Origin of the sequence: Bradyrhizobium vignae (genome assembly GCF_900324035.1) — a bacterium.
GTDB lineage: Bacteria > Pseudomonadota > Alphaproteobacteria > Rhizobiales > Xanthobacteraceae > Bradyrhizobium > Bradyrhizobium vignae.
Genome location: NZ_LS398110.1, coordinates 7,980,606 through 8,000,668, shown reverse-complemented (window position 1 = coordinate 8,000,668; position 20,063 = coordinate 7,980,606). Strand labels below are relative to the sequence as shown.

The window sequence follows — 20,063 nt, the reverse complement described above, 5'->3', positions numbered from 1 at the left end:
CGGCGCAAGAGCGCCTTTGCCCGCCCTGCGAGTCCTCGTTTTTTCCAGCTTCTCCGCGCAAGAAGCCGCATGTCGCGCGTCACATGATCGCAACCGTTGAATTCCCAACGTGCGAGACACTTTTGGCATGAGCGACAAGGCCGTCATCACCTGCGCGCTGAACGGCGTGCTCACCGATCCGAAGCAGCACAACGTGCCCGTGACGCCCGAACAGATGGCGCGCGAGGCCAAGGCTGCCTTCGAGGCCGGCGCGTCCATCATGCATATCCATCTGCGCCAGCAGGCGCCGGGCAAGGGACATCTGCCGTCCTGGGAGGTCGCGGTCAGCAAGGAGATTCAGCATGCGATCCGCGAGGCCTGTCCCGGCGTCATCATCAACCACACCTCGGGCGTATCAGGGCCGAACTACTCCGGCGCGCTCGACTGTATCCGTGAGACAAAACCGGAGATCGCCGCCTGCAACGCCGGTTCGCTGAACTATCTGAAGGTGAAGGCCGACAACACCTGGGCCTGGCCGCCGATGATGTTCGACAACGCGGTCGAGAAGGTGAAGGACTATCTCGACGTCATGAACGCGGTCGGGACCATCCCCGAGTTCGAATGTTTCGACGTTGGTATTGTCCGCTGTGTCGGCATGTACACCCAGGTCGGCATGTACAAGGGCCCGCTCGAATATAATTTCGTGATGGGTGTGGCGTCCGGTATGCCTGCCGATCCCGAGTTGCTGCCGATCCTGATCAAGCTGAAGCACCCCGAGGCGCATTGGCAGGTCACCGCCATCGGCCGCGAAGAGATCTGGCCGCTGCATCAGCGCTGCGCCGAGCTCGGCGGTCACTTGCGCACCGGGCTGGAAGACACCTTCTATCTCGCCGACGGCAAGAAGGTGACGTCGAACGGTCAGCTCATCGAAGCGGTCGCCGCCTGTGCGCGGCGCGCCGGCCGCGATATCGCCAGCCCGGCCGAGGCGCGGAAGATCTTTGGGACGAACAGGTAGGTATCGCCTCACCCGTCATTGCGAGCGAAGCGAAGCAATCCAGAATCTCTCCGTGGAAATAGTCTGGATTTGCTTCGTCGCTTCGCTCCTCGCAATGACGAGCAGGATAGAGTCATGTCCATTCTCGAAAACACCATTTCCCCCGGCGGCGCCGCCTACCTCGCCAACCGCGACGGCATGCTTGCGCTGATCGACCGCATGCGCGCGCTGGAACAGCGCACTCGGGCCGCATCGGCTGCAGCGAAGGACCGCTTCCACAAGCGCGGCCAGTTGCTGCCGCGCGAGCGCGTCGCGCTGGTGCTCGATCCCGGTGCGCCCTTCATCGAGCTGTCGACGCTCGCCGGCTACATGTTCGACGTGCCGGATCCCAACAAGAGCGTGCCCGGCGGCGGCGTCATCGCCGGCATCGGCTTCGTCTCGGGCATCCGCTGCATGGTCAGCGCCAGTGATTCCGGCATCGACGCCGGCGCGCTGCAGCCTTACGGCCTCGACAAGACACTGCGGGTGCAGGAGCTCGCGCTGGAGAACAAGCTGCCTTATGTCCAGCTCGTCGAAAGTGCCGGCGCCAATCTGCTGCGCTACCGCGTCGAGGATTTTGTCCGCGGCGGCAACATCTTTCGCAATCTGGCACGGCTGTCGGCGGCAGGGCTGCCGGTCGTCACCGTCACGCACGGCTCCTCCACCGCGGGCGGTGCCTATCAGACCGGCCTATCCGATTACATCGTCATGGTGCGTGGCCGTACCCGCGCCTTCCTTGCCGGGCCACCGCTGCTGAAAGCCGCGACCGGCGAGATCGCGACCGAGGAGGAGCTCGGCGGCGCCGAGATGCATACGCAAATCTCCGGCCTCGGCGATTATCTCGCCGAGGACGACCGCGATGCCTTGCGCATTGCCCGCGAGATCATGGCGGCGATGGAATGGGAGCGGCCGGGCAGGGCGGCTCCAGAGTTCAAGCCGCCGCGCTACGATCAGGACGAGCTGCTCGGCATCATGCCGATGGACCACAAGCGGCCGGTCGACATGAAGCAGGTGATCGCCCGCATCGTCGACGATTCCGATTTCACTGAGATGGCGCCGAATTATGGCCCGGCTACGGTCTGCGGCCACGCCCGCATCGAGGGGCAGGCGATCGGCATCATCACCAACAACGGGCCGCTCGATCCCGCCGGTGCCAACAAGGCGACGCATTTCATCCAGGCCTGCTGCCAGACCCGCACGCCGCTGCTCTATCTCAACAACACCACCGGCTACATGGTGGGCAGATCTTATGAAGAAGCCGGCATGATCAAGCACGGCTCGAAGATGATCCAGGCCGTGACCTCGGCGACGGTGCCGCAGGTCACCATCTATTGCGGCGCCTCGTTCGGCGCCGGCAATTACGGCATGTGCGGCCGCGGCTTCCATCCGCGCTTCTGCTTTTCCTGGCCCAATGCCAAGACCGCAGTGATGGGCGGCGAGCAGGCCGCCGAAACCATGGCGATCGTGACGGAAGCCGCCGCAGCCCGGCGCGGCAAGCCGATCGAAAAGGACAGGCTCGACGCCATGAAGGCCGAGATCATCGGCGTGTTCGACGGCCAGATGGACGTGTTCTCGACCAGCGCGCGCGTGCTCGACGACGGTGTGATCGATCCGCGCGATACCCGCGCGGTATTGTCGGAGGTGCTCGCGGTCTGCCGCGAAGGCGACGCACGCACGCCCCAGCGCATGCAATTCTCGGTGGCCCGCCCATGAGGAACGGATCAGTGCTGCACCGCCCGTTCTTCAAGGTTTTGGTCGCCAATCGCGGCGAGATCGCATTGCGCGTGATGCGCAGTGCGCGGCGCTTGGGCTTGAGCGTCGTCGCGGTCTACTCGGATGCCGATCGCGATGCCCTCCACGTGCACCAGGCCGACCAGGCCGTGCGCATCGGTGAAGCCTTGCCGGTGCAATCCTATCTCAACATCCCCGCGATCATTGCCGCGGCGAAGGCGAGCGGCGCCGATGCCGTTCACCCCGGCTACGGCTTCCTCGCCGAGAACGAGGAGTTCGCGCGCGCCTGCAAGGATGCCGGCCTCGTCTTCATCGGCCCTTCGCCGCAGGCGATCGAGGCGATGGGCAACAAGGCCGGCGCCAAGGAGATCATGAAGAAGGCCGGCGTACCTATCGTCCCCGGCTATCAGGGCACTGAGCAGGGCGACGAAGTCATGCTCGCGGAAGCCGGAAAGATCGGCTTCCCTGTGATGATCAAGGCGGTCGCGGGTGGCGGCGGCCGCGGCATGCGGCTAGTCACCGATGCGGCCTCGTTTCCCGATGCGCTGCGCAGTGCGCGTTCCGAGGCGAAGGCGGCGTTCGGCGATCCCACCGTGATCCTCGAACGCGCCATCCAGAATCCCCGGCACATCGAGATCCAGGTGTTCGGCGACAGCCACGGCAACGCGATCCATCTCGGCGAGCGCGACTGCTCGGTGCAGCGTCGCCACCAGAAGCTGATCGAGGAGGCGCCGTCTCCCGCCGTCACGCCCGAGCTGCGCGCGAAGATGGGCGAGGTCGCTGTCGCCGCGGTGAAGGCGTTGCGCTACGAGGGCGCCGGCACGCTGGAGTTTCTGCTCGATGCACGCGGCGAGTTCTATTTCATGGAGATGAATACGCGCCTGCAGGTCGAGCATCCCGTGACCGAGGCGATCACCCGGCTCGATCTCGTCGAACTGCAGCTGCGCATCGCGCGCGGCGAGCCGTTACCCGTGAAGCAGCAGGACATCCGCTTCGAAGGCCATGCCATCGAGGTCCGCCTCTGCTCGGAAGATGCCGCGCAAGATTTCATGCCGCAGTCCGGCCGCATGGCGCGCTGGCAGGTGCCCGACGGTATCCGTGTCGAGCACGCGCTGCAATCGGGCTCGGAGATTCCACCGTTCTACGATTCCATGATCGCCAAGGTGATCAGCCACGGCACCACGCGCGAGGAGGCGAGGGGGCGGCTGATCGTCGGCCTGGAGCAGCTCACCGCGTTTGGCGTGACCACCAACCAGGCGTTCCTGATGTCCTGCCTGCGTCATCCCGGCTTCGCCAAAGGCGAGGCGACGACGGCCTTCATCAGTGCGCATCGCGACGAGCTGCTGACAGCGCGCGCGAACGCGGCATTCGACGTGGCGCTGGCGGGCCTGCTGCTCTACGTCACCAACCCACGCGCGCCGTCGTGGCAGGGCGGGCGGAGTCTCGCGGCCACCTTTCCGCTGCCGGCGAAAATCGAGATCGCCGGCGAGAGATACGAGCTCGAAGTCACGCGCGAGCGCGATGGCAGCTACAGTGTCGTCGTCGATGGACGTCAGGACAGGTTCGAGATCGATCAGCTCTATCCCGATTCCATCCGCTTCCGCCACGACGGCGTGATGGACAGCGCAAAAGTTCTGCGCGATGGCGATCGCCTCTACGTCCAGCACCGCGGCATCCCGCTGGCGATCACCGATCTCACCCTCGCCGCGCCGAAGGCGGCCGCAGCCAATGGCGGCGATGGCAAGGTCCGCGCGGCCATGAACGGCCGCGTCGTCGCCGTGCTGGTCAAGCCCGGCGACCGCGTCACCGCGGGCCAGCCGGTGTTGACGCTGGAAGCGATGAAGATGGAGCACGTCCACAAGGCCGGCATCGACGGCGTCGTCGCCGCGATCGACGTCACCGAGGGTGAGCAGGTGACCACGGGCAGGATCGTGGTGGAGATCGAGGCGGGCTGATGCCAAGCTCGTCATTGCGAGCGTAGCGAAGCAATCCAGAATCCCTCCGCGGTAACGGTCTGGATTTGCTTCGCTGCGCTCACAATGACGATGGGGCGAGATGCTGCCTCAAACTCCGCTCTGACAAGGGGCGGGGGACGACAGTGGAGCTATTGGCTCCGACCCGTCCCCTCGTTCAGCAAGCACGCCACCTGGTGCCCGTCGCCCGCGTCGACCAGCGCCGGCCGCTCCGTCTTGCACCGCTCCATCGCAAACCGGCAGCGGGTGTGAAACGCGCAGCCGGAGGGCGGGTTGACCGGGCTGGGCACATCGCCATCGACCAGCGGCGTGAGCTTTTTCGCTAGCGGGTTGGCGATCGGCACCGAGGCGAGCAGGGCCTGCGTGTAGGGATGCCTGGGATTGCGGAACAGCTCGTCCTTGTCGGCGATCTCGACGATGCGGCCGAGATACATCACGGCGACGCGGTGGCTGATATGCGCCACCACGGCAAGATCGTGCGCAATGAAGAGATAGGAGAAACCGTGTTGGCGCTGCAGGTCGATCAGGAGATTGATCACCTGCGCCTGGATCGAGACGTCGAGCGCGGAGACCGGCTCGTCGCAGACGATCAGGCGCGGCTCGAGCGCGAGCGCGCGTGCGATGCAGATGCGCTGGCGCTGGCCGCCCGAAAACTGATGCGGGAAATTGCGCATCTGGTCGGGCCGCAGGCCCACTTGCTCGAACAGTTTCGCGACCCGTGTCTCCAGCTCCTTGCCGCTCGCAAGCCCGTGCACGGCCAGCGGCTCCCCGACGATATCGCCTGCGGTCATGCGCGGATTGAGCGAGGCGAACGGGTCCTGGAACACGATCTGCATCGAGCGGCGATGCGGACGCAGCGCGGTCTTCGATAGATGGGTGATGTCCTCGCCGTCGAGGCGGATCTGGCCAGAGGTCGGCTCGACCAGCCGCAGCACGCTGCGCGCCACCGTGGACTTGCCGCAGCCGGATTCGCCGACGAGACCCAGCGTCTCGCCGATTCCAAGCGCGAACGAGACGCCGTCGACGGCATGCACGGTGCCGACTTGCCGCCGCAGCACGCCGGCGCGCACGGGGTAGTGCTTCTTGAGATCGGTGACTTCGAGCAGCGTCGCGGTCATGCCACCTCCGCGACTTCTTCCGCGCGCCAGCAGGCGGCGAGATGGCCGCCACCCCAGTCCGCCAGCGGCGGATATTCGGCCTCGCAACGTTTGATGGCGAGCTTGCAGCGCGGCGCGAAGGCGCAGCCCTTCGGCAGCCGCACGAGCGATGGCACCGTGCCGGGAATTTCGTTCAGCCGCGCCTGCGCAGGGACACCGGAGGCGGGGACGGCCGGGATCGAGGCCATCAGCCCGCGCGTATAGGGATGCTTCGGCGAGGCAAACAGCGCTTCGACGCTGGCCTCCTCAACCTTTCGCCCGGCATACATCACGACCACGCGCTGCGCGGTCTGCGCAACGACGCCGAGATCGTGCGTGATCAGCACGAGGCCGGTGCCGAGCTCCTTCTGGAGGTCGAGCATCAGCGCCAGGATCTGCGCCTGGATGGTGACGTCGAGCGCGGTGGTCGGCTCGTCCGCGATCAGCAGCGCCGGCCGGCACGCCAGCGCCATCGCGATCATCGCCCTCTGGCGCATCCCGCCGGAGAGCTGGTGCGGATACTCCCGCGCGCGCCGCGCCGGCTCGGGGATGCGCACCAGCCGCAGCATCTCGACCGCGATGTTCTGGGCCTCTTTCGCCGAGATGTTCCGGTGCAGCCGCACGGCTTCGACGATCTGGTCGCCGATCCGCATCACCGGATTGAGCGAGGTCATCGGCTCCTGGAAGATCATGGAGATGCGGTTGCCCCTGACCCTGCGCATCTGCGTTTCATCCAGCGCCAGCAGGTCGGTGCCTTCGAGCGAGACGGAGCCTCCGACGATGCGGCCGGGCGGATCGGGCACGAGCCGCATCAGCGAGAGCGCGGTCACGCTCTTGCCGCAGCCGGACTCGCCGACGATCGCCAGCGTCTCGCCGCGCTTCACGCTGAAGGAGAGATCGTCGACGGCCTTGAAGAGGCCGGAGTTGGTGAAGAACACCGTCTTCAGGTTCTTCACCTCGAGCACGAGATCGGATTTGTCCGCCATCAGCCGCGCTGCCTCGGATCCAGGATGTCGCGCAGGGCATCACCGAACAGATTGGCGCCGAATACGGCGAGGCTGATCGCGATGCCTGGGAAGATCACGAGCCACGGCGCGGTGCGGACATATTCGGCGGCGGATTCGGAGAGCATGCGCCCCCATGACGGATAGGGTTCGGGAATGCCGAGGCCCAGGAAGGACAGCGAGGCTTCGGTGAGGATGGTCGAGCCGAGCTGCGCCGTCGCCAGCACGATCAGCGGCGCCAGCGTGTTCGGCAGCACGTGGCGCAGCGCGATCCGCATCTCGCTCATCCCGATCGACTTTGCGGCTTCGACGAAGGGCTGCTCGCGCAGCGCCAGCGTGTTGGCGCGGATGACGCGCGCGACCGTCGGGATCAGCGGAATGGCGATGGCGATGATCACATTGGGCAGCGAGGGGCCGAGCGCCGCCGTCATGACCAGGGCCAGCACCAGCAGCGGCAGAGCCTGGAGAACGTCGGAGACGCGCTGGAACACGAGATCGACCCAGCCCGAGAGATAGCCCGAGGTGAGGCCGACGATCACGCCGATGGTGCCGCCGAGCGCGGTCGAACCGAGCCCGACCGCGAGCGAGATCCGCGCGCCGTGAATGATGCGGCTGAACACGTCGCGGCCGAAGGAATCGGTGCCCATCCAGTGCGCCAGGCTCGGGCGGGCCAGCGCGCGGGCCGAATCGACCGTCAGGGGATCGTAGCGTGCGATGAAGTCGGCGAAGATTGCCGTCAGCACGAACACCGTCATGATAACGAGCCCGGCCGCGCCCAGCACATGCCGCTGCGCCATGAACAGCACGCGCCGCCAGCCGCCGGTTGCATGCGCGCCGGCCCGCCTCAGTTCGAGATCATAGTCGATCGCGGCCAAGCTGATCTCCTATTCCGAGTACCGGATCCGCGGGTCGAACACCGCATAGAGCATGTCGACGGTGAAGTTCGCGAACACCACCACGACGGCGATGAACATCACGAGGTTCTGCACGATCGGATAATCGCGCCAGCGGATCGCCTCCACCAGGAATCGCGCGACACCGGGGATATTGAACACGGTCTCGGTGACGATCAGGCCGCCGATCAGGAACGCCGCCTCGATGCCGATCACGGTGATCACGGGCAGGATCGCGTTCTTGAGCGCGTGGTGATAGTTCACGGCCGCATCGGAGGCGCCCTTGGCGCGCGCGGTGCGGATATAGTCCTGCCGCAGCACCTCCAGCATCGAGGAGCGCGTGATGCGCATGGTCAGCGCCGCGCTGCGGAAGCCGACGGCGGCGGCCGGCACGGCATAGGTCGCGAACGCCTCGAGCCAGGTCTTCGGATTCGGGTTGAAGATCGGCATCTGGCCGAACATCGCCACCGACGCGGTGAGGATCAGAAGGCCGAGCCAGAACGAGGGCAGCGACAAGCCGCTGAGGCTGACGACGCGCAGCGCGTAGTCGAGCTTTGTGCCCTGCTTCACGGCACTGATGACGCCGAGCGGAATGCCGATGGATGCCGAGAACAGCAGCGCCAGCCCGGCGAGCCGCGCGGTGATCGGGATCCGTGGCAGGATCTCCTGAAGCGCCGGCTTTTCGGAGACATAGGAGTAGCCGAGATCGCCGCGCAGCAAGCCGCCGATCCAGTGCAGATACTGCGCAACCAATGGCTGGTCGATGCCGAGCTGTTTCTCGAGCTCGGCCTTGTCGGCCGGATCGACATAGCCGGCGGCGGCGAACAGGATATCGACGATGTTGCCGGGCACAATGCGCAGCAGGAAGAAGATGACGACCGAGATCCCGAACAGGGTCACGAGCATCAGGAACAGGCGCCGCACCAGATAGGCAAACATCACGTGCCTCCGTCGAGCCGCTGATCTTTAGCCTGACGCTACTTGTCGAGCCACACATCCTCGTAGCGGAAGCCGTTGTAGGAGCTGTTCGACATGATCGTGACGCCCTTGACATAGGGCTGCCAGCAGGTGCCGGCCCGTGCATGGAAGATGATCGGGCGGGCGACATCCTCCTGCAGCTTCTTGTCGATATCCCACACCAGTGGCTTGCGCTTGCTGACGTCGGTCTCTTGCGACTGCACGTCGAACAGCTTCTCGATCTCCTTGTTGCAGTAATTGGTGTAGTTCCGTTCCGAGCCGCAGGAATAGTTCTCGTAGAACGATTGGTCGGGATCGTCGACGGAACTGCCGGTCAGATTGAGGCCGAGCATGTAGTCCTTGCGCGCGACTTTCGGAAACCAGTTTGCGGTTTCCACGACATCGAGCTCGCCGTCGATATAGATGCTCTTGAGCTGGTCGATCAGGATCACCGCGGGGTCGCGATATTCCGCGAGATTGCGCGTCGAGACCTTCACCGCGAGATGCTTGTCCGGACCGTAGCCCGCCTTCTGCATCAGTTTCTTGGCTTCCTCGCGGTTCGCGTTGACGTCGGGCCCATAGCCCGGAATGGTCTGGAGCTTGTCCTTGGGCATGCCCCAGATGCCCTGCGGTGGCGGCAGCATGGTGCCGCCGATGTCGGCCTGGCCCTCGAACAGAATGTCGACGAACGCCTTGCGGTCGAGCGCAAGCGCCATCGCCCGGCGGATATCGATGTTGTCGAACGGAGGCGAGGTCGAATTGACGATGATGTTGGTGGAAACGTTGGTTGGCTCGACGACGCAGGTCGCGTTCGGCGCCTGCGACTTGATGTCCTTCAGCAGCGGGATCGTGATGTGCGTCGGAAAGGTCATGTCGAACTTGCCGGCGACGAAAGCGAGGATCGCGGTCGAGCGGTTCGAGATGATCGTGTACTCGATGCCGTCGAGATAAGGCAGGCCCTTCTTCCAGTAGTCCGGATTTCGCGTCAGCTTGATCGATTCATTGGCCTTGAACTCGACGAATTTGAACGGTCCGGTTCCGATCGGATGAGTGCGCATCTCCGCCGGCGAGACGTGACAGGGGTAGATCGGCGTGTAACCGGACGCGAGCATCGCCAGCAGCGAGGGTTGCGGCCGCTTCAGGTCGAAGGAAATCTCGAAATCGCCGCTCGTGGTGACCTCGTTGACTTCGCTGTACCAGGCCTTGCGCGGATTCTGCCGCAGCTTCTGCTGCGATTTGCCCATCAGGAGATCGAAGGTGCATTTAACGTCGGCCGACGTGAATGGCTTGCCGTCATGCCATTTCACGCCCTGGCGCAGTTTGAACGTCAGCTTCCTGTTGTCGCTGCTCCAGGACCAGCTTTCGGCGAGCTCCGGCCGGAGCGTATCAGGACTGTTCTGCGCGATGTGCTGATCGTAGATGACGAGGTTGTTGAACACGCCCATGAACGGCACGTTGACCGAGTAGGTCGCGCCCTCGAGGATGGATGCGTTGGCCGGACTGTCGCGGTGATACATCCGCAGGATACCGCCCTGCTTGGGCTCGCCGGCGCGCGTGGCGGTCGAGGCCGTCAGCACAGATAGCGCCGCCATTGCGGCGAGCGCCCACACGCTCCGCATGCTCATCCTCCCTGGACCTCGGCCTTTTGCGACCTGTTTGTCAGACGATAGCGAGGCAGATGGAGCGAGGCAACGGGCAAGGCTCTTTGCGGCCTTGGCAATTTGGATGACGTAAGGCCGCAGGCTTCTTCACACTTTCACAATGTGCGAGTGCAGGTGCGAAGTAGCGGTTCCCGCGCTGACGTTATGTGCAGTCCTATCCCCATGCTCCGCCGTCCTCCCGGATCGGCGCGCGCTTGAGGCGCGCTTCTCCGGGACGACAGTGGAGCTTGCGGCGCCCCTCACACGATCCGCGACGCCTTGTTCCCCAGTACCGGTCCCTGAGCAGCCGCTTGTACAGCTTGCCCGTCGGCAGCCGCGGCAGTTCCTTCTCGAAATCGACTGAGCGCGGCACCTTCTGTCGCGACAACGATTTTGCACAGAACGCGATCAGCTCTTCGGCGAGAGCCGGCCCCGGCACCACGCCCGGCATCGGCTGCACCACCGCCTTCACCTCTTCGCCGAGATCGGCATTGGGCACGCCGAACACCGCGGCGTCGGCGACCTTCGCGTGGGTGATCAGCAGGTTCTCGCATTCCTGCGGATAGATGTTCACCCCGCCGGAGATGATCATGAAGGTCGCGCGATCGGTGAGGTAGAGGAAGCCGCCCTTGTCGACATAGCCGACGTCGCCGACCGTGCTCATGCTGCCGTCGGCCGAGCGCGCCTCCCTGGTTTTCTCGGGATCGTTGAAATATTCGAACGGCGAGGCGGTCTTGAACCAGACCTGGCCCGGGGTGCCGACCGGGCACTCCCGCATGTTCTCGTCGAGAATGTGGAGGTCGCCGAGCAGCACCTTGCCGACGGTGCCGCGATGAGCGAGCCATTCCTCGCTGTTGCAGGCGGTGAAGCCGAGGCCTTCGGTGGCGCCGTAATATTCGTGGATGATCGGTCCCCACCATTTGATCATGTCGTCCTTGACCAGGGCCGGGCAGGGCGCCGCGGCGTGGATCGCGATCTCCAGCGAGGACAGGTCGTAGCGGCCACGCACCTCCGCCGGCAACTTCAGCATGCGCGAGAACATCGTCGGCACCAGCTGCGTGTGGGTGATGCCCCATTGCTCGACGAGCTGGAGGTAACGTTCTGGATCGAAACTCTCCATGACGATGACGGTCCCGCCCATGCGGATCGTGAGGTTCACGGCGGCCTGCGGCGCGGAGTGATAGAGCGGCGCCGGCGACAGATAGACCATGCCCTCGCGGTAGTGCCAAAGCTTGGTCAGAAAATCGAACAGCGGCAGATTGTGCTTCGGCGGCTCTTCCGGAAGGGGCCGTAAAATGCCCTTCGGCCGTCCGGTTGTACCGGATGAATAGAGCATGGCGGTACCGAGCCATTCATCCGCGATCGGTGTTGTCGGCATGTCCGCGGTCACGTCCGCAAGTCCGACGATACGTTCGCTCTCGCCCGGACCATCGGCGACGATGCAGAGCTTGACGTCGGGGCAGGCCTGAATCGCCTCGCGCGCGATGGCGAGCTTGGCCAGCGACGTGATCAAAATCTTCGACTGGCTGTTGACGAGGAGATAGGCGAGCTCGCTCGGCGTCAGGAAGGAGTTGATGCAGGTGTAGTAGAGCCCGGAGCGCTCACCCGCGCCGCAGGCCTCCAGGTAGCGCGAATTGTTCTCCATGAAGATCGAGTAGTGATCGAGCCGCTTCAAGCCGTGCTTGCGGAACAGATGCGCCAGGCGATTGCTGCGTGCCTCGAGCTCGCGATAGGTGACGGTCTCGCCCGTCGCCGCCATGATGAATGCGGGCTGCAGCGGGCGCAGGCGGGCGTGGCGACCAGTGTACATCTATCCTCCGGCTTGGATCATGCGGCGAGAAGCAGGATTTCTTTGATGTCGGCGGGACCTGTGATCTTGCGCGGGTTGCGCGGAATCCAGTTCGTTCGCATGGCCTGTTCGGCGATTGTCTCGAAATGCTCCGGCAAGACGCGCATCTCGGCGAGGCTGCGCGGCATGCCGAGTGAGCGGATGAAGGCATCGAGCACGTCGGCGGCATCGCGGCCGGGATAGCCCATCGCGGCGGCGACGATCACCTGGCGCTCGGCATTGTCGCGCGCGTTCCAGCGCATCACCGCCGGCAGCATGATGCAGGAGGTGTAGCCGTGCGGCACGCCGAAGGCGGCCCCCAGCACGTAGCCGATACCGTGGCTCGCACCCATCGGCACACCCGCTGCGAGCGCGCCCATCGACAGCCAGGTTCCGATCTGCGCATCCATGCGGGCGTCGAGATCGGCAGGGTCCGCCTTCACCCGCGGCAGTGCATCGGCGAGCATGGCAAGGCCCTTGACCGATTGCGCGTCGGCATAAGGGTGGGTCTCGCGCGAGCAGATCGCTTCGACGCAATGGTCGACGGCGCGGATGCCGGTCGACAGGAACAGCCATTCCGGCGTGTGCACGGTGATGCGTGGGTCGAGGATGGTCGCGCGCGGCACCATGAGCGGATGCCGCAGCATCTGCTTCACGTTGCTGCTGCGGTCGGTGACGCCGGCAATCGATGAGAACTCGCCGCCGGCGATGGTGGTCGGCACGCTGATCTGGCGCACTGTCGGCGCGTTCATCTCGGGTGCGACGCCCTTGTGCACGCGGATTCGTTCGATGCCGTCGATGTCGTCAATGTCGTTGGCAAGACAGAGCTGCACCGCCTTGGCGCCGTCGGTGATCGAGCCGCCGCCGACGGTGACGATCAGGTCGGCGCCCGCCTCGCGCGCTGCATTGGTTGCCGCGATCACCGCCTCGCGCGGCGTGTGCGCCGGCATGGCGTCGAACAGGCCGGCACAGCGCTCGCCGAGCGCGTCCTTGATTTTCGTGATCTCGCCGGTCTGACGGTTCAGCGTCCCTGAGACCATCAGGAAGGCGCGGCGGGTTCCCAGCCGGTCCATCTGCGCGACGATCGCGCCGGCCGCAGGATGGCCGAACACGACCTCTTCGATCGCGCCAAAAACGACACGTCCCTGGTGCACGCCCGTCCTCCCCGGACAATTCGTCTTGTTTTGTAAGGGACAGTCTAGCCGAGCCCGCCGCGTCCGTCATGCGCGAACACGCTGGCGGCTCCTTCTCTCTCTCCCCGCACGCGGCCGCACGCGGGGAGAGGCGAAGAATGCTGCGCGTGCGCGACCACCCCTTCCTCTGTCAACCCACCATCCGGCCAGGGCATCTGGCCGGGCATTGCGCGTGCAGTGGTCTTGAAGAGTTCATCTTTGCCACCCATGTTGTGGCCCCCGCAGGTGGAGGCGTACCCTGCTTTTTCCGCGGCTTTTATGCGAGGACCTGGGATGAGCGGACCGGACGGAAGCGAGCAGTTTGTCAAAAAGCACGATTTCGTTCAGCTCAGCGCCATTGCCGGGCTTCTCACCGCATCCTTCGCCCTCGCCGGCTGCGACAAGCCGGCATCGCAGGCAGCTGCCCCGCCGCCTCCGCCGGTGACGGTGGCCCAGCCTGTCAAGCGCACCGTCACCGATTGGGACGAGTTCACCGGGCGCTTCGAGGCGGTCGAGGAGGTGCAGGTGCGCCCGCGCGTCGGCGGGTTCGTCAATTCCGTCGAATTCCAGGACGGCGCCATCGTGCGTCAGGGCGACCTGCTCTACGTAATCGACCCGCGTCCGTTCGAGGCGGTGGCCGCGCAGGCGGACGGCCAGCTCTCCGACGCGCGCGCCAAGGTAGAGCTTGCCAAGCGCGAGCTCGATCGCGGCCTCAACCTGGTGCAGACCAGCGCGGTCTCCGAGCAGGTCGTCGACCAGCGCCGCCAGGCCTTGCAAGCCGCGCACGCTGCCGAAGTGCAGGCCGAAGGTGCGCTGAAGGCCGCCAAGCTCAACATCGAGTTCACGCATGTGACCGCGCCGCTCACCGGCCGCGTCAGTCGCCATCTCGTCAGCCCGGGCAATCTCGTGCAGGGTAGCGACAACGGCGCCTCGACACTGCTGACCTCGATCGTGACGCTCGATCCAATCTACATCTATTTCGACATGGATGAAGCGACCTACATCAAATACAGCAAGCTGTGGTTCGAAGGTAGGCGCCCGAGTTCGCGCGACACCGCGAACCCGGTGCAGGTGACGCTCGCCGGCGAGACCAAGCCCTCGCATGAAGGCACCATCAACTTCCTCGACAACCGCCTCGATGTCTCCACCGGCACGCTGCGCAGCCGCGCCGTCATCAAGAACACCGATCTGTCGATCCTGCCGGGTCAGTTCGGCCGCGTCCGCCTGATCGGCAGCGCGCCCTACGAGGCGTTGCTGATCCCCGATGTCGCTGTTGCAACCGACCAGTCCCGCAAGATGGTGTTCGTGGTCAAGCCTGATGACACGGTGGAAGCGCGCCCCGTGGTGCTGGGACCGCTCGACGACGGCCTGCGCGTGATCCGCGAAGGGCTGAAGGCTGATGACCGCGTCATCGTCAACGGCATCCAGCGCGCCCGCGTCGGCGCCAAGGTCGCTCCCCAGACCGCGCAAGCTCCGGCCGGTGGCAAGTCATGAATCTCGGCCGCCTCTCCATCAACCAGCCCATTTTGGCGATGGTGCTGTCGATCGTGCTCTTGATCGTCGGCGCGCTCGCCTACACGACGCTGCCGGTCTCCGAATATCCGCAAGTGGTGCCGCCGACCGTCGTCGTCACCACGCAATATCCCGGCGCCTCGGCGCAGACCGTGTCCGATACCGTCGCCGCTCCCATCGAGCAGGAGATCAACGGTGTCGAGGACATGCTGTATCTCTACAGCCAGGCGACCTCGAACGGCCAGCTCACCATCACCGTCACCTTCAAGCTCGGCACCGACCTCGACAAGGCGCAGGTGTTGGTGCAGAACCGTGTCGCGATCGCGCAGCCGCGACTGCCCGAGGAGGTCCAGCGCAACGGCGTCACCACGCGCAAGAACTCGCCCGACATCCTGATGGTCGTATTCATGCTGTCGCCCGACGACACGTTCGACCAGCTCTACATCTCCAATTATGCGCTGCTCCAGGTTCGCGACCAGCTTTTGCGCATCGACGGTGTCGGCGACATCCAGATCTTCGGCGCGCGCGATTATTCGATGCGGCTGTGGCTCGACCCTGATCGAATCGCAAATCTCGGCCTGACCTCGACCGAGGTGCTGGCGGCCATCCGCGCCCAGAACGTGCAGATTGCGGGCGGACAGATCGCCGAACCGCCTATCGTTGACCGCGCCTTCCAGCCGAACCTCGTCTTCACGGGACGGCTGAAGGACCAGAAGCAGTTCGAGGACATCCTGATCAAGGCCGGTTCCGACGGGCGAACGGTGCGGCTGCGCGACGTCGCACGCATCGAGCTCGGCGCGCTGGCCTATTCCACCAACAGCTTCCTGCTGCGCAAATCGGCGGTCGCCATGCTGGTGACGCAGCGGCCCGGGTCGAATGCGCTCGCGACGGCGAAGCACATCTCCGACACCATGACGAAGCTGAAGGAGAGCTTCCCGAAGGGTCTCGACTACAATATCGGCTACAATCCGACCGAGTTCATCGCCCAGTCGGTTCATGAGCTGATCAAGACGATCTACGAGGCGATGCTGCTCGTGGTCGTCGTGGTGCTGGTGTTCCTGCAGGGATGGCGGCCCGCGATCATTCCGATCATCGCGATCCCGGTCTCGCTGGTCGGCACCTTCGCGGTGATGGCGGCGCTTGGATTCTCCATCAACAATCTGACCCTGTTCGGCCTCGTGCTCGCGGTCGGCATTGTGGTCGACGACGCCATCGTGGTGGTCGAGAATGTCGAACGCCATCTCGAGCACGGCCTGAGCCGGCGCGATGCGGCGCTGAAGACCATGGAGGAGGTCGGCGGCGCGCTGGTTTCGATCGCGCTGGTGCTGTGCGCGGTGTTCGTCCCGACCGCGTTCCTCGGCGGCATCTCAGGGCAGTTCTTCCAGCAGTTCGCCGTCACCATTGCTGTTGCGACCGCGATCTCCTGCTTCTGCTCGCTGACGTTGTCACCGGCGCTGGCCTCGCAGATCCTCACCCCGCACGAAGAGAAGCGGCCGCCGGCTGCCTGGAACGTCATCGCGCGGGCATGGGGCGCCTTCACCGGCCTGTTCAACCGCGTGTTCGACCGGCTCTCGCATGGCTATGCCGGCCTCGCCAATTTCGTGATCCGGCATTCGGTGGTGATGCTCCTGATCTATGTCGTGCTGATCGGCAGCGCCGGCTGGCTGATCGTGACCACGCCGCAGGGCTTCATCCCGGCGCAGGACCGCGGCTACGTCATCGTATCGGTGCAATTGCCGGGCGCGGCCTCGCTGGCGCGCACCACGGAAATCGTGCGCGAGATCGAGCGCATCTCACTGGATACGCCCGGCATCGTCCGCGTCGCTGCCTTCGCCGGCTTCTCCGGCGCCACGCGTACGCAGGCCGGCAATGCGGCGGCTCTGTTCCCGGTGTTCGATGAGCCGGAGGTGCGGCTGAAGAAGGGGCTGTCCGCGAACGCCATCACGGCCGAGCTGCGCAAGCGTCTGTCCGCGATCCAAGGTGCATTCATCATCGTGATTCCGCCGCCGGCCGTGCCCGGCATCGGCACCGGCGGCGGCTTCACCATCCGCGTTCAGGACCGCCAGGGTCGAGGGCCGGAAATGCTCGCAGCCGCGACCGACGAGCTGGTTGCTGCCGCGCGCAAGGCGCCGACCCTGACCTCGGTGTTCTCGCCGTTCACGGCGAACACGCCGCAGCTCTTCGTCGACATCGATCGCACCAAGGCGCAGAAGCTGGGCGTGCCCATCGCCAACATCAACGACACCATCCAGACCTATTTCGGATCGACCTATGTCAACGACTTCAACCTGTTCGGCCGCACCTATCACGTCACCGCGCAGGCCGATTTCCCGTTCCGAAAGGAACCGAGTGACCTTGCGCGCCTGCGCACGCGCAATGCTTCCGGCGACATGGTGATGCTCGGCAGCGTGGTCGAGTTCAAGGACGTCTCTGGTCCCGACCGCGTCGCGCGCTACAATCTCTATGCGGCGTCCGAGCTCCAGGGTGAGCCGGCGCCGGGCGTAAGCTCGACCACCGCGCTCAATACCATCAAGAAGCTCGCCGACGACACCCTGCCGAGCGGCTTCACCTTCGAATGGACGGACCTGTCCTATCAGCAGGTCACTGGCGGAAATGCCGGTCTCTACGTCTTTCCGATCTGCGTGCTGTTCGTCTATCTCGTGCTCGCCGCGCAATATGGCAGCTGGACGCTGCCGTTCGCGGTGATCCTGATCGTGCCGATGTGCCTGCTCGCCGCCACCATCGGCGTGCGTATCATGGGCCAGGACGTCAACATCCTCACCCAGATCGGTTTCGTCGTGCTGGTGGGATTGGCGGCAAAGAACGCGATCCTGATCGTCGAATTTGCGCGCGACATCGAGCTCGAAGGCAAGCCGCGGCTTGAGGCGGTGATCGAAGCCTGCCGCCTGCGCTTGCGGCCGATCCTGATGACCTCCTTCGCCTTCATCCTCGGCGTGCTGCCGCTGGTGATCTCGACCGGCTCCGGCTCGGAGATGCGGCAGGCCGTGGGCGTTGCCGTGTTCTTCGGCATGCTCGGCGTCACCCTGTTCGGGCTTCTGTTCACGCCGATCTTCTATGTCGTGGTGCGGAACCTGGCGGAAGGACGGCGCGACAAGAAGCCGGAGGTGGTAGCCTGACGTCGGCCTTTAACCAATGGTGCATCCTCGATCACGGTGTCGTCCCGGACAAGCGCGAGCGCATATCCGGGACCCATACCCCCAGGGAGTGGTTGTGGGCGCGAGGCGGTAACCACGAGTCTTCGTCAAACTGGATCCTGTGGCTATGGGTCCTGGATCAGCGCTCCGCTTCGTTGCGCTTGTCCGGGACGACATCGATTTTGCGGCGCGCCCTTCATACTAACGACCAACATGCAATGGATGGGCAGGCGTGGGGTTCTTCACTACTATCCGCGCGATTTCACAACAGAAGACTGTCGGGAGATAACATATGAAATCAGCACTTTTGGCGGCCGCTGCGTCTGCCTTGTTGTTGGCGGTGCCGGCCTCCGCGCAAGGCGTCAAGATCGGCATCCTCAATGACCAGTCCGGCGTCTACGCCGATTACGGCGGAAAATGGTCGGTCGAAGCGGCCAAGATGGCGATCGAGGACTTCGGCGGCGAGGTGCTCGGCCATAAGATCGAGCTCGTCACCGCCGACCACCAGAACAAGCCGGATCTGGCGACCTCGATCGCGCGTCGCTGGTACGACGTCGAGAACGTCGACATGATCACGGAGCTGACGACTTCATCGGTCGCGCTTGCGATCCACGAGCTCTCCAAGGAAAAGAAGAAGATCGACATCGTCGTCGGCGCCGCGACCTCGCGGCTGACGGGCGATGCCTGCCAGCCCTACGGCTTCCACTGGGCCTATGACACCCGCGCGCTCGCGGTCGGCACCGGTGGTGCGCTGACGAAAGCCGGCGGCGACACCTGGTTCTTCCTCACCGCCGACTACGCCTTCGGTTATGCGCTGGAGAAGGACACCAGCGAGATCGTCACCGCCAACGGCGGCAAGGTGCTCGGCTCGGTGCGCGTGCCGCTCAATTCGTCGGACTTCTCCTCGTTCCTGCTGCAGGCGCAGAGCTCGAAGGCGAAGATCGTGGGCCTTGCCAATGCCGGCCTCGACACCACCAACTCGATCAAGCAGGCGTCCGAGTTCGGCATCGTCTCCGGCGGCCAGAAGCTCGCGGGCCTGTTGATGACGCTCGCCGAGGTCAACGGCCTCGGGCTTCAGGCCGCGCAAGGCCTGGTGCTGACCGAAGGCTATTACTGGGATCTCAACGACAAGGCCCGCAATCTCGGCGAACGCTTCTTCAAGCGCACCGGGCGGATGCCGAGCATGATCCACGCCGGCACCTATTCGGCGACACTGAGCTACCTGAAGGCCGTCAAGGCCGCCGGCACCAAGGATCCGGATGCCGTCGCCAAGAAGCTGAAGGAGCTTCCGGTCGACGACGACTTTGCGCAGGGCGGCAAGGTGCTCGAGAACGGCCGCATGGTCCACGACATGTATCTGTTCGAGGTCAAGAAGCCCTCGGAATCGAAGAAGCCCTGGGATTACTACAAGCTGCTGGCCACCGTCCCCGGCGACAAGGCCTTCTTCACCGCGAAGGAAAGCGGCTGCCCGCTGACGAAGTGAAGCTCTCGTGTCCCGGACGCGCAGCAGCGCAAGACGCTGCTGCGCAGAGCCGGGACCCACGCCTTTCCGGCCATGGAGGCCTGACTGGGTCCCGGTTCAGCGGCGCAGCGTTGCACGCTGCACCGGGACATGAGCACGCGCGATGCCGTGCTTCACTTCACCAGCCGCAACACCACCGCCCCGATCGCCCCAACCCATAGCGTAATGGCAGCAAGCGCCTGGATCGCAAAGCCCGGGCCGCGTTTTGCGGCGGCCTGCGAATAGCCGATGAAATAGATGACGCGACCGACGATCCAGACCGCGCCGAGTCCGGCTGCGATGGCGTCGCTGATGTAGATCGCGAACAGCCAGAGCGCGGGCAGGAGAATGGGCATCCATTCCAACGTGTTCATCTGGATGCGGAAGGCCCGTTCGAAATCCGGATGGCCCGACATCGCCGGTACCTTGACGCCGGTCTTGTCGCGCGAGCGCGAGACGTTGATGGCGGTGAAGAAATAAAACGCGATCGCCAGCAGGGTGACGAGGGCGGTGAGATGATACATCGCTGGTTCCTTCGAGGAGATCGCG

The 20,063-nt window shown here is 64.8% G+C and carries 14 protein-coding genes; 6 read left to right on the top strand and 8 right to left on the bottom strand.

Annotation, left to right across the window (positions count from 1 at the left end; genetic code table 11):
• Positions 1-127: 127 nt before the first annotated feature.
• From BRAD3257_RS38480 to BRAD3257_RS38470, 3 genes are all read left to right on the top strand, one after another.
• Positions 128-994 carry a beta-keto acid cleavage family enzyme gene (locus BRAD3257_RS38480; RefSeq protein ID WP_122406175.1) on the top strand — a complete coding sequence of 289 codons (867 nt, stop codon included), beginning with the start codon at positions 128-130 and terminating at the stop codon, positions 992-994.
• 114 nt (positions 995-1,108) lie between these two features.
• The gene (locus tag BRAD3257_RS38475) at positions 1,109-2,725 is read left to right on the top strand and encodes an acyl-CoA carboxylase subunit beta (RefSeq protein WP_122406174.1); all 1,617 of its coding nucleotides are present in this window, start codon (positions 1,109-1,111) and stop codon (positions 2,723-2,725) included.
• A complete protein-coding gene (locus BRAD3257_RS38470) occupies positions 2,722-4,698 on the top strand; it encodes an acetyl-CoA carboxylase biotin carboxylase subunit (protein ID WP_122406173.1) in 1,977 nt (658 codons plus the stop codon). Before BRAD3257_RS38475 ends, BRAD3257_RS38470 begins: the two co-directional genes overlap by 4 nt.
• Before the next feature lie 149 nt (positions 4,699-4,847).
• On the opposite strand, the gene BRAD3257_RS38465 is transcribed toward BRAD3257_RS38470, so the two are convergent.
• The 7 genes from BRAD3257_RS38465 to BRAD3257_RS38435 form a co-directional block, all read right to left on the bottom strand.
• Positions 4,848-5,834 (bottom strand): ABC transporter ATP-binding protein, encoded by a 987-nt coding sequence (locus BRAD3257_RS38465; RefSeq protein ID WP_122406172.1) that lies wholly within the window; start codon positions 5,832-5,834, stop codon positions 4,848-4,850.
• On the bottom strand, positions 5,831-6,838 hold the full coding sequence (locus BRAD3257_RS38460) for an ABC transporter ATP-binding protein (protein ID WP_122406171.1): 1,008 nt from the start codon (positions 6,836-6,838) through the stop codon (positions 5,831-5,833). The genes BRAD3257_RS38465 and BRAD3257_RS38460 overlap by 4 nt, the downstream gene beginning before the upstream one ends.
• Complete coding sequence (locus tag BRAD3257_RS38455; protein ID WP_122406170.1) at positions 6,838-7,731, bottom strand: ABC transporter permease; 894 nt, start codon at positions 7,729-7,731, stop codon at positions 6,838-6,840. The genes BRAD3257_RS38460 and BRAD3257_RS38455 overlap by 1 nt, the downstream gene beginning before the upstream one ends.
• A gap of 9 nt (positions 7,732-7,740) precedes the next feature.
• Positions 7,741-8,688 (bottom strand): ABC transporter permease, encoded by a 948-nt coding sequence (locus BRAD3257_RS38450; protein ID WP_122406169.1) that lies wholly within the window; start codon positions 8,686-8,688, stop codon positions 7,741-7,743.
• A gap of 38 nt (positions 8,689-8,726) precedes the next feature.
• Positions 8,727-10,325 (bottom strand): ABC transporter substrate-binding protein, encoded by a 1,599-nt coding sequence (locus BRAD3257_RS38445; protein ID WP_122406993.1) that lies wholly within the window; start codon positions 10,323-10,325, stop codon positions 8,727-8,729.
• A 196-nt stretch (positions 10,326-10,521) separates the two neighbouring features.
• Positions 10,522-12,156, bottom strand: coding sequence for an AMP-binding protein (locus BRAD3257_RS38440; protein WP_162500512.1), 1,635 nt, complete (start codon positions 12,154-12,156; stop codon positions 10,522-10,524).
• A gap of 17 nt (positions 12,157-12,173) precedes the next feature.
• Complete coding sequence (locus BRAD3257_RS38435; RefSeq protein WP_122406168.1) at positions 12,174-13,328, bottom strand: iron-containing alcohol dehydrogenase; 1,155 nt, start codon at positions 13,326-13,328, stop codon at positions 12,174-12,176.
• A gap of 312 nt (positions 13,329-13,640) precedes the next feature.
• Here BRAD3257_RS38435 and BRAD3257_RS38430 point away from each other — a divergent pair, with 312 nt between their 5' ends.
• The 3 genes from BRAD3257_RS38430 to BRAD3257_RS38420 all read left to right on the top strand — a co-directional run bounded on the left by BRAD3257_RS38430 (position 13,641) and on the right by BRAD3257_RS38420 (position 19,496).
• Positions 13,641-14,840, top strand: a complete 1,200-nt coding sequence (locus tag BRAD3257_RS38430; RefSeq protein ID WP_162500511.1) for an efflux RND transporter periplasmic adaptor subunit — start codon at positions 13,641-13,643, stop codon at positions 14,838-14,840.
• A complete protein-coding gene (locus BRAD3257_RS38425) occupies positions 14,837-17,995 on the top strand; it encodes an efflux RND transporter permease subunit (RefSeq protein ID WP_122406166.1) in 3,159 nt (1,052 codons plus the stop codon). The genes BRAD3257_RS38430 and BRAD3257_RS38425 overlap by 4 nt, the downstream gene beginning before the upstream one ends.
• A 310-nt stretch (positions 17,996-18,305) precedes the next feature.
• Positions 18,306-19,496, top strand: a complete 1,191-nt coding sequence (locus BRAD3257_RS38420) for an ABC transporter substrate-binding protein (RefSeq protein ID WP_122406165.1) — start codon at positions 18,306-18,308, stop codon at positions 19,494-19,496.
• 152 nt (positions 19,497-19,648) lie between these two features.
• On the opposite strand, the gene BRAD3257_RS38415 is transcribed toward BRAD3257_RS38420, so the two are convergent.
• Entirely contained in the window at positions 19,649-20,038 is a 390-nt protein-coding gene (locus BRAD3257_RS38415; RefSeq protein ID WP_122406164.1) for an MAPEG family protein, read from the bottom strand.
• Positions 20,039-20,063 lie beyond the last annotated feature (25 nt).

Excerpts from the sequence above, each read along its gene's own strand:
- BRAD3257_RS38440 (WP_162500512.1), bottom strand. The coding sequence starts at position 12,156 with ATGTACACTGGTCGCCACGCCCGCCTGCGCCCGCTGCAGCCCGCATTC.
- BRAD3257_RS38480 (WP_122406175.1), top strand. The coding sequence starts at position 128 with ATGAGCGACAAGGCCGTCATCACCTGCGCGCTGAACGGCGTGCTCACC.
- BRAD3257_RS38415 (WP_122406164.1), bottom strand. The coding sequence starts at position 20,038 with ATGTATCATCTCACCGCCCTCGTCACCCTGCTGGCGATCGCGTTTTAT.
- BRAD3257_RS38425 (WP_122406166.1), top strand. The coding sequence starts at position 14,837 with ATGAATCTCGGCCGCCTCTCCATCAACCAGCCCATTTTGGCGATGGTG.
- BRAD3257_RS38460 (WP_122406171.1), bottom strand. The coding sequence starts at position 6,838 with ATGGCGGACAAATCCGATCTCGTGCTCGAGGTGAAGAACCTGAAGACG.
- BRAD3257_RS38475 (WP_122406174.1), top strand. The coding sequence starts at position 1,109 with ATGTCCATTCTCGAAAACACCATTTCCCCCGGCGGCGCCGCCTACCTC.
- BRAD3257_RS38470 (WP_122406173.1), top strand. The coding sequence starts at position 2,722 with ATGAGGAACGGATCAGTGCTGCACCGCCCGTTCTTCAAGGTTTTGGTC.
- BRAD3257_RS38420 (WP_122406165.1), top strand. The coding sequence starts at position 18,306 with ATGAAATCAGCACTTTTGGCGGCCGCTGCGTCTGCCTTGTTGTTGGCG.
- BRAD3257_RS38465 (WP_122406172.1), bottom strand. The coding sequence starts at position 5,834 with ATGACCGCGACGCTGCTCGAAGTCACCGATCTCAAGAAGCACTACCCC.
- BRAD3257_RS38450 (WP_122406169.1), bottom strand. The coding sequence starts at position 8,688 with ATGTTTGCCTATCTGGTGCGGCGCCTGTTCCTGATGCTCGTGACCCTG.
- BRAD3257_RS38430 (WP_162500511.1), top strand. The coding sequence starts at position 13,641 with ATGAGCGGACCGGACGGAAGCGAGCAGTTTGTCAAAAAGCACGATTTC.
- BRAD3257_RS38445 (WP_122406993.1), bottom strand. The coding sequence starts at position 10,325 with ATGCGGAGCGTGTGGGCGCTCGCCGCAATGGCGGCGCTATCTGTGCTG.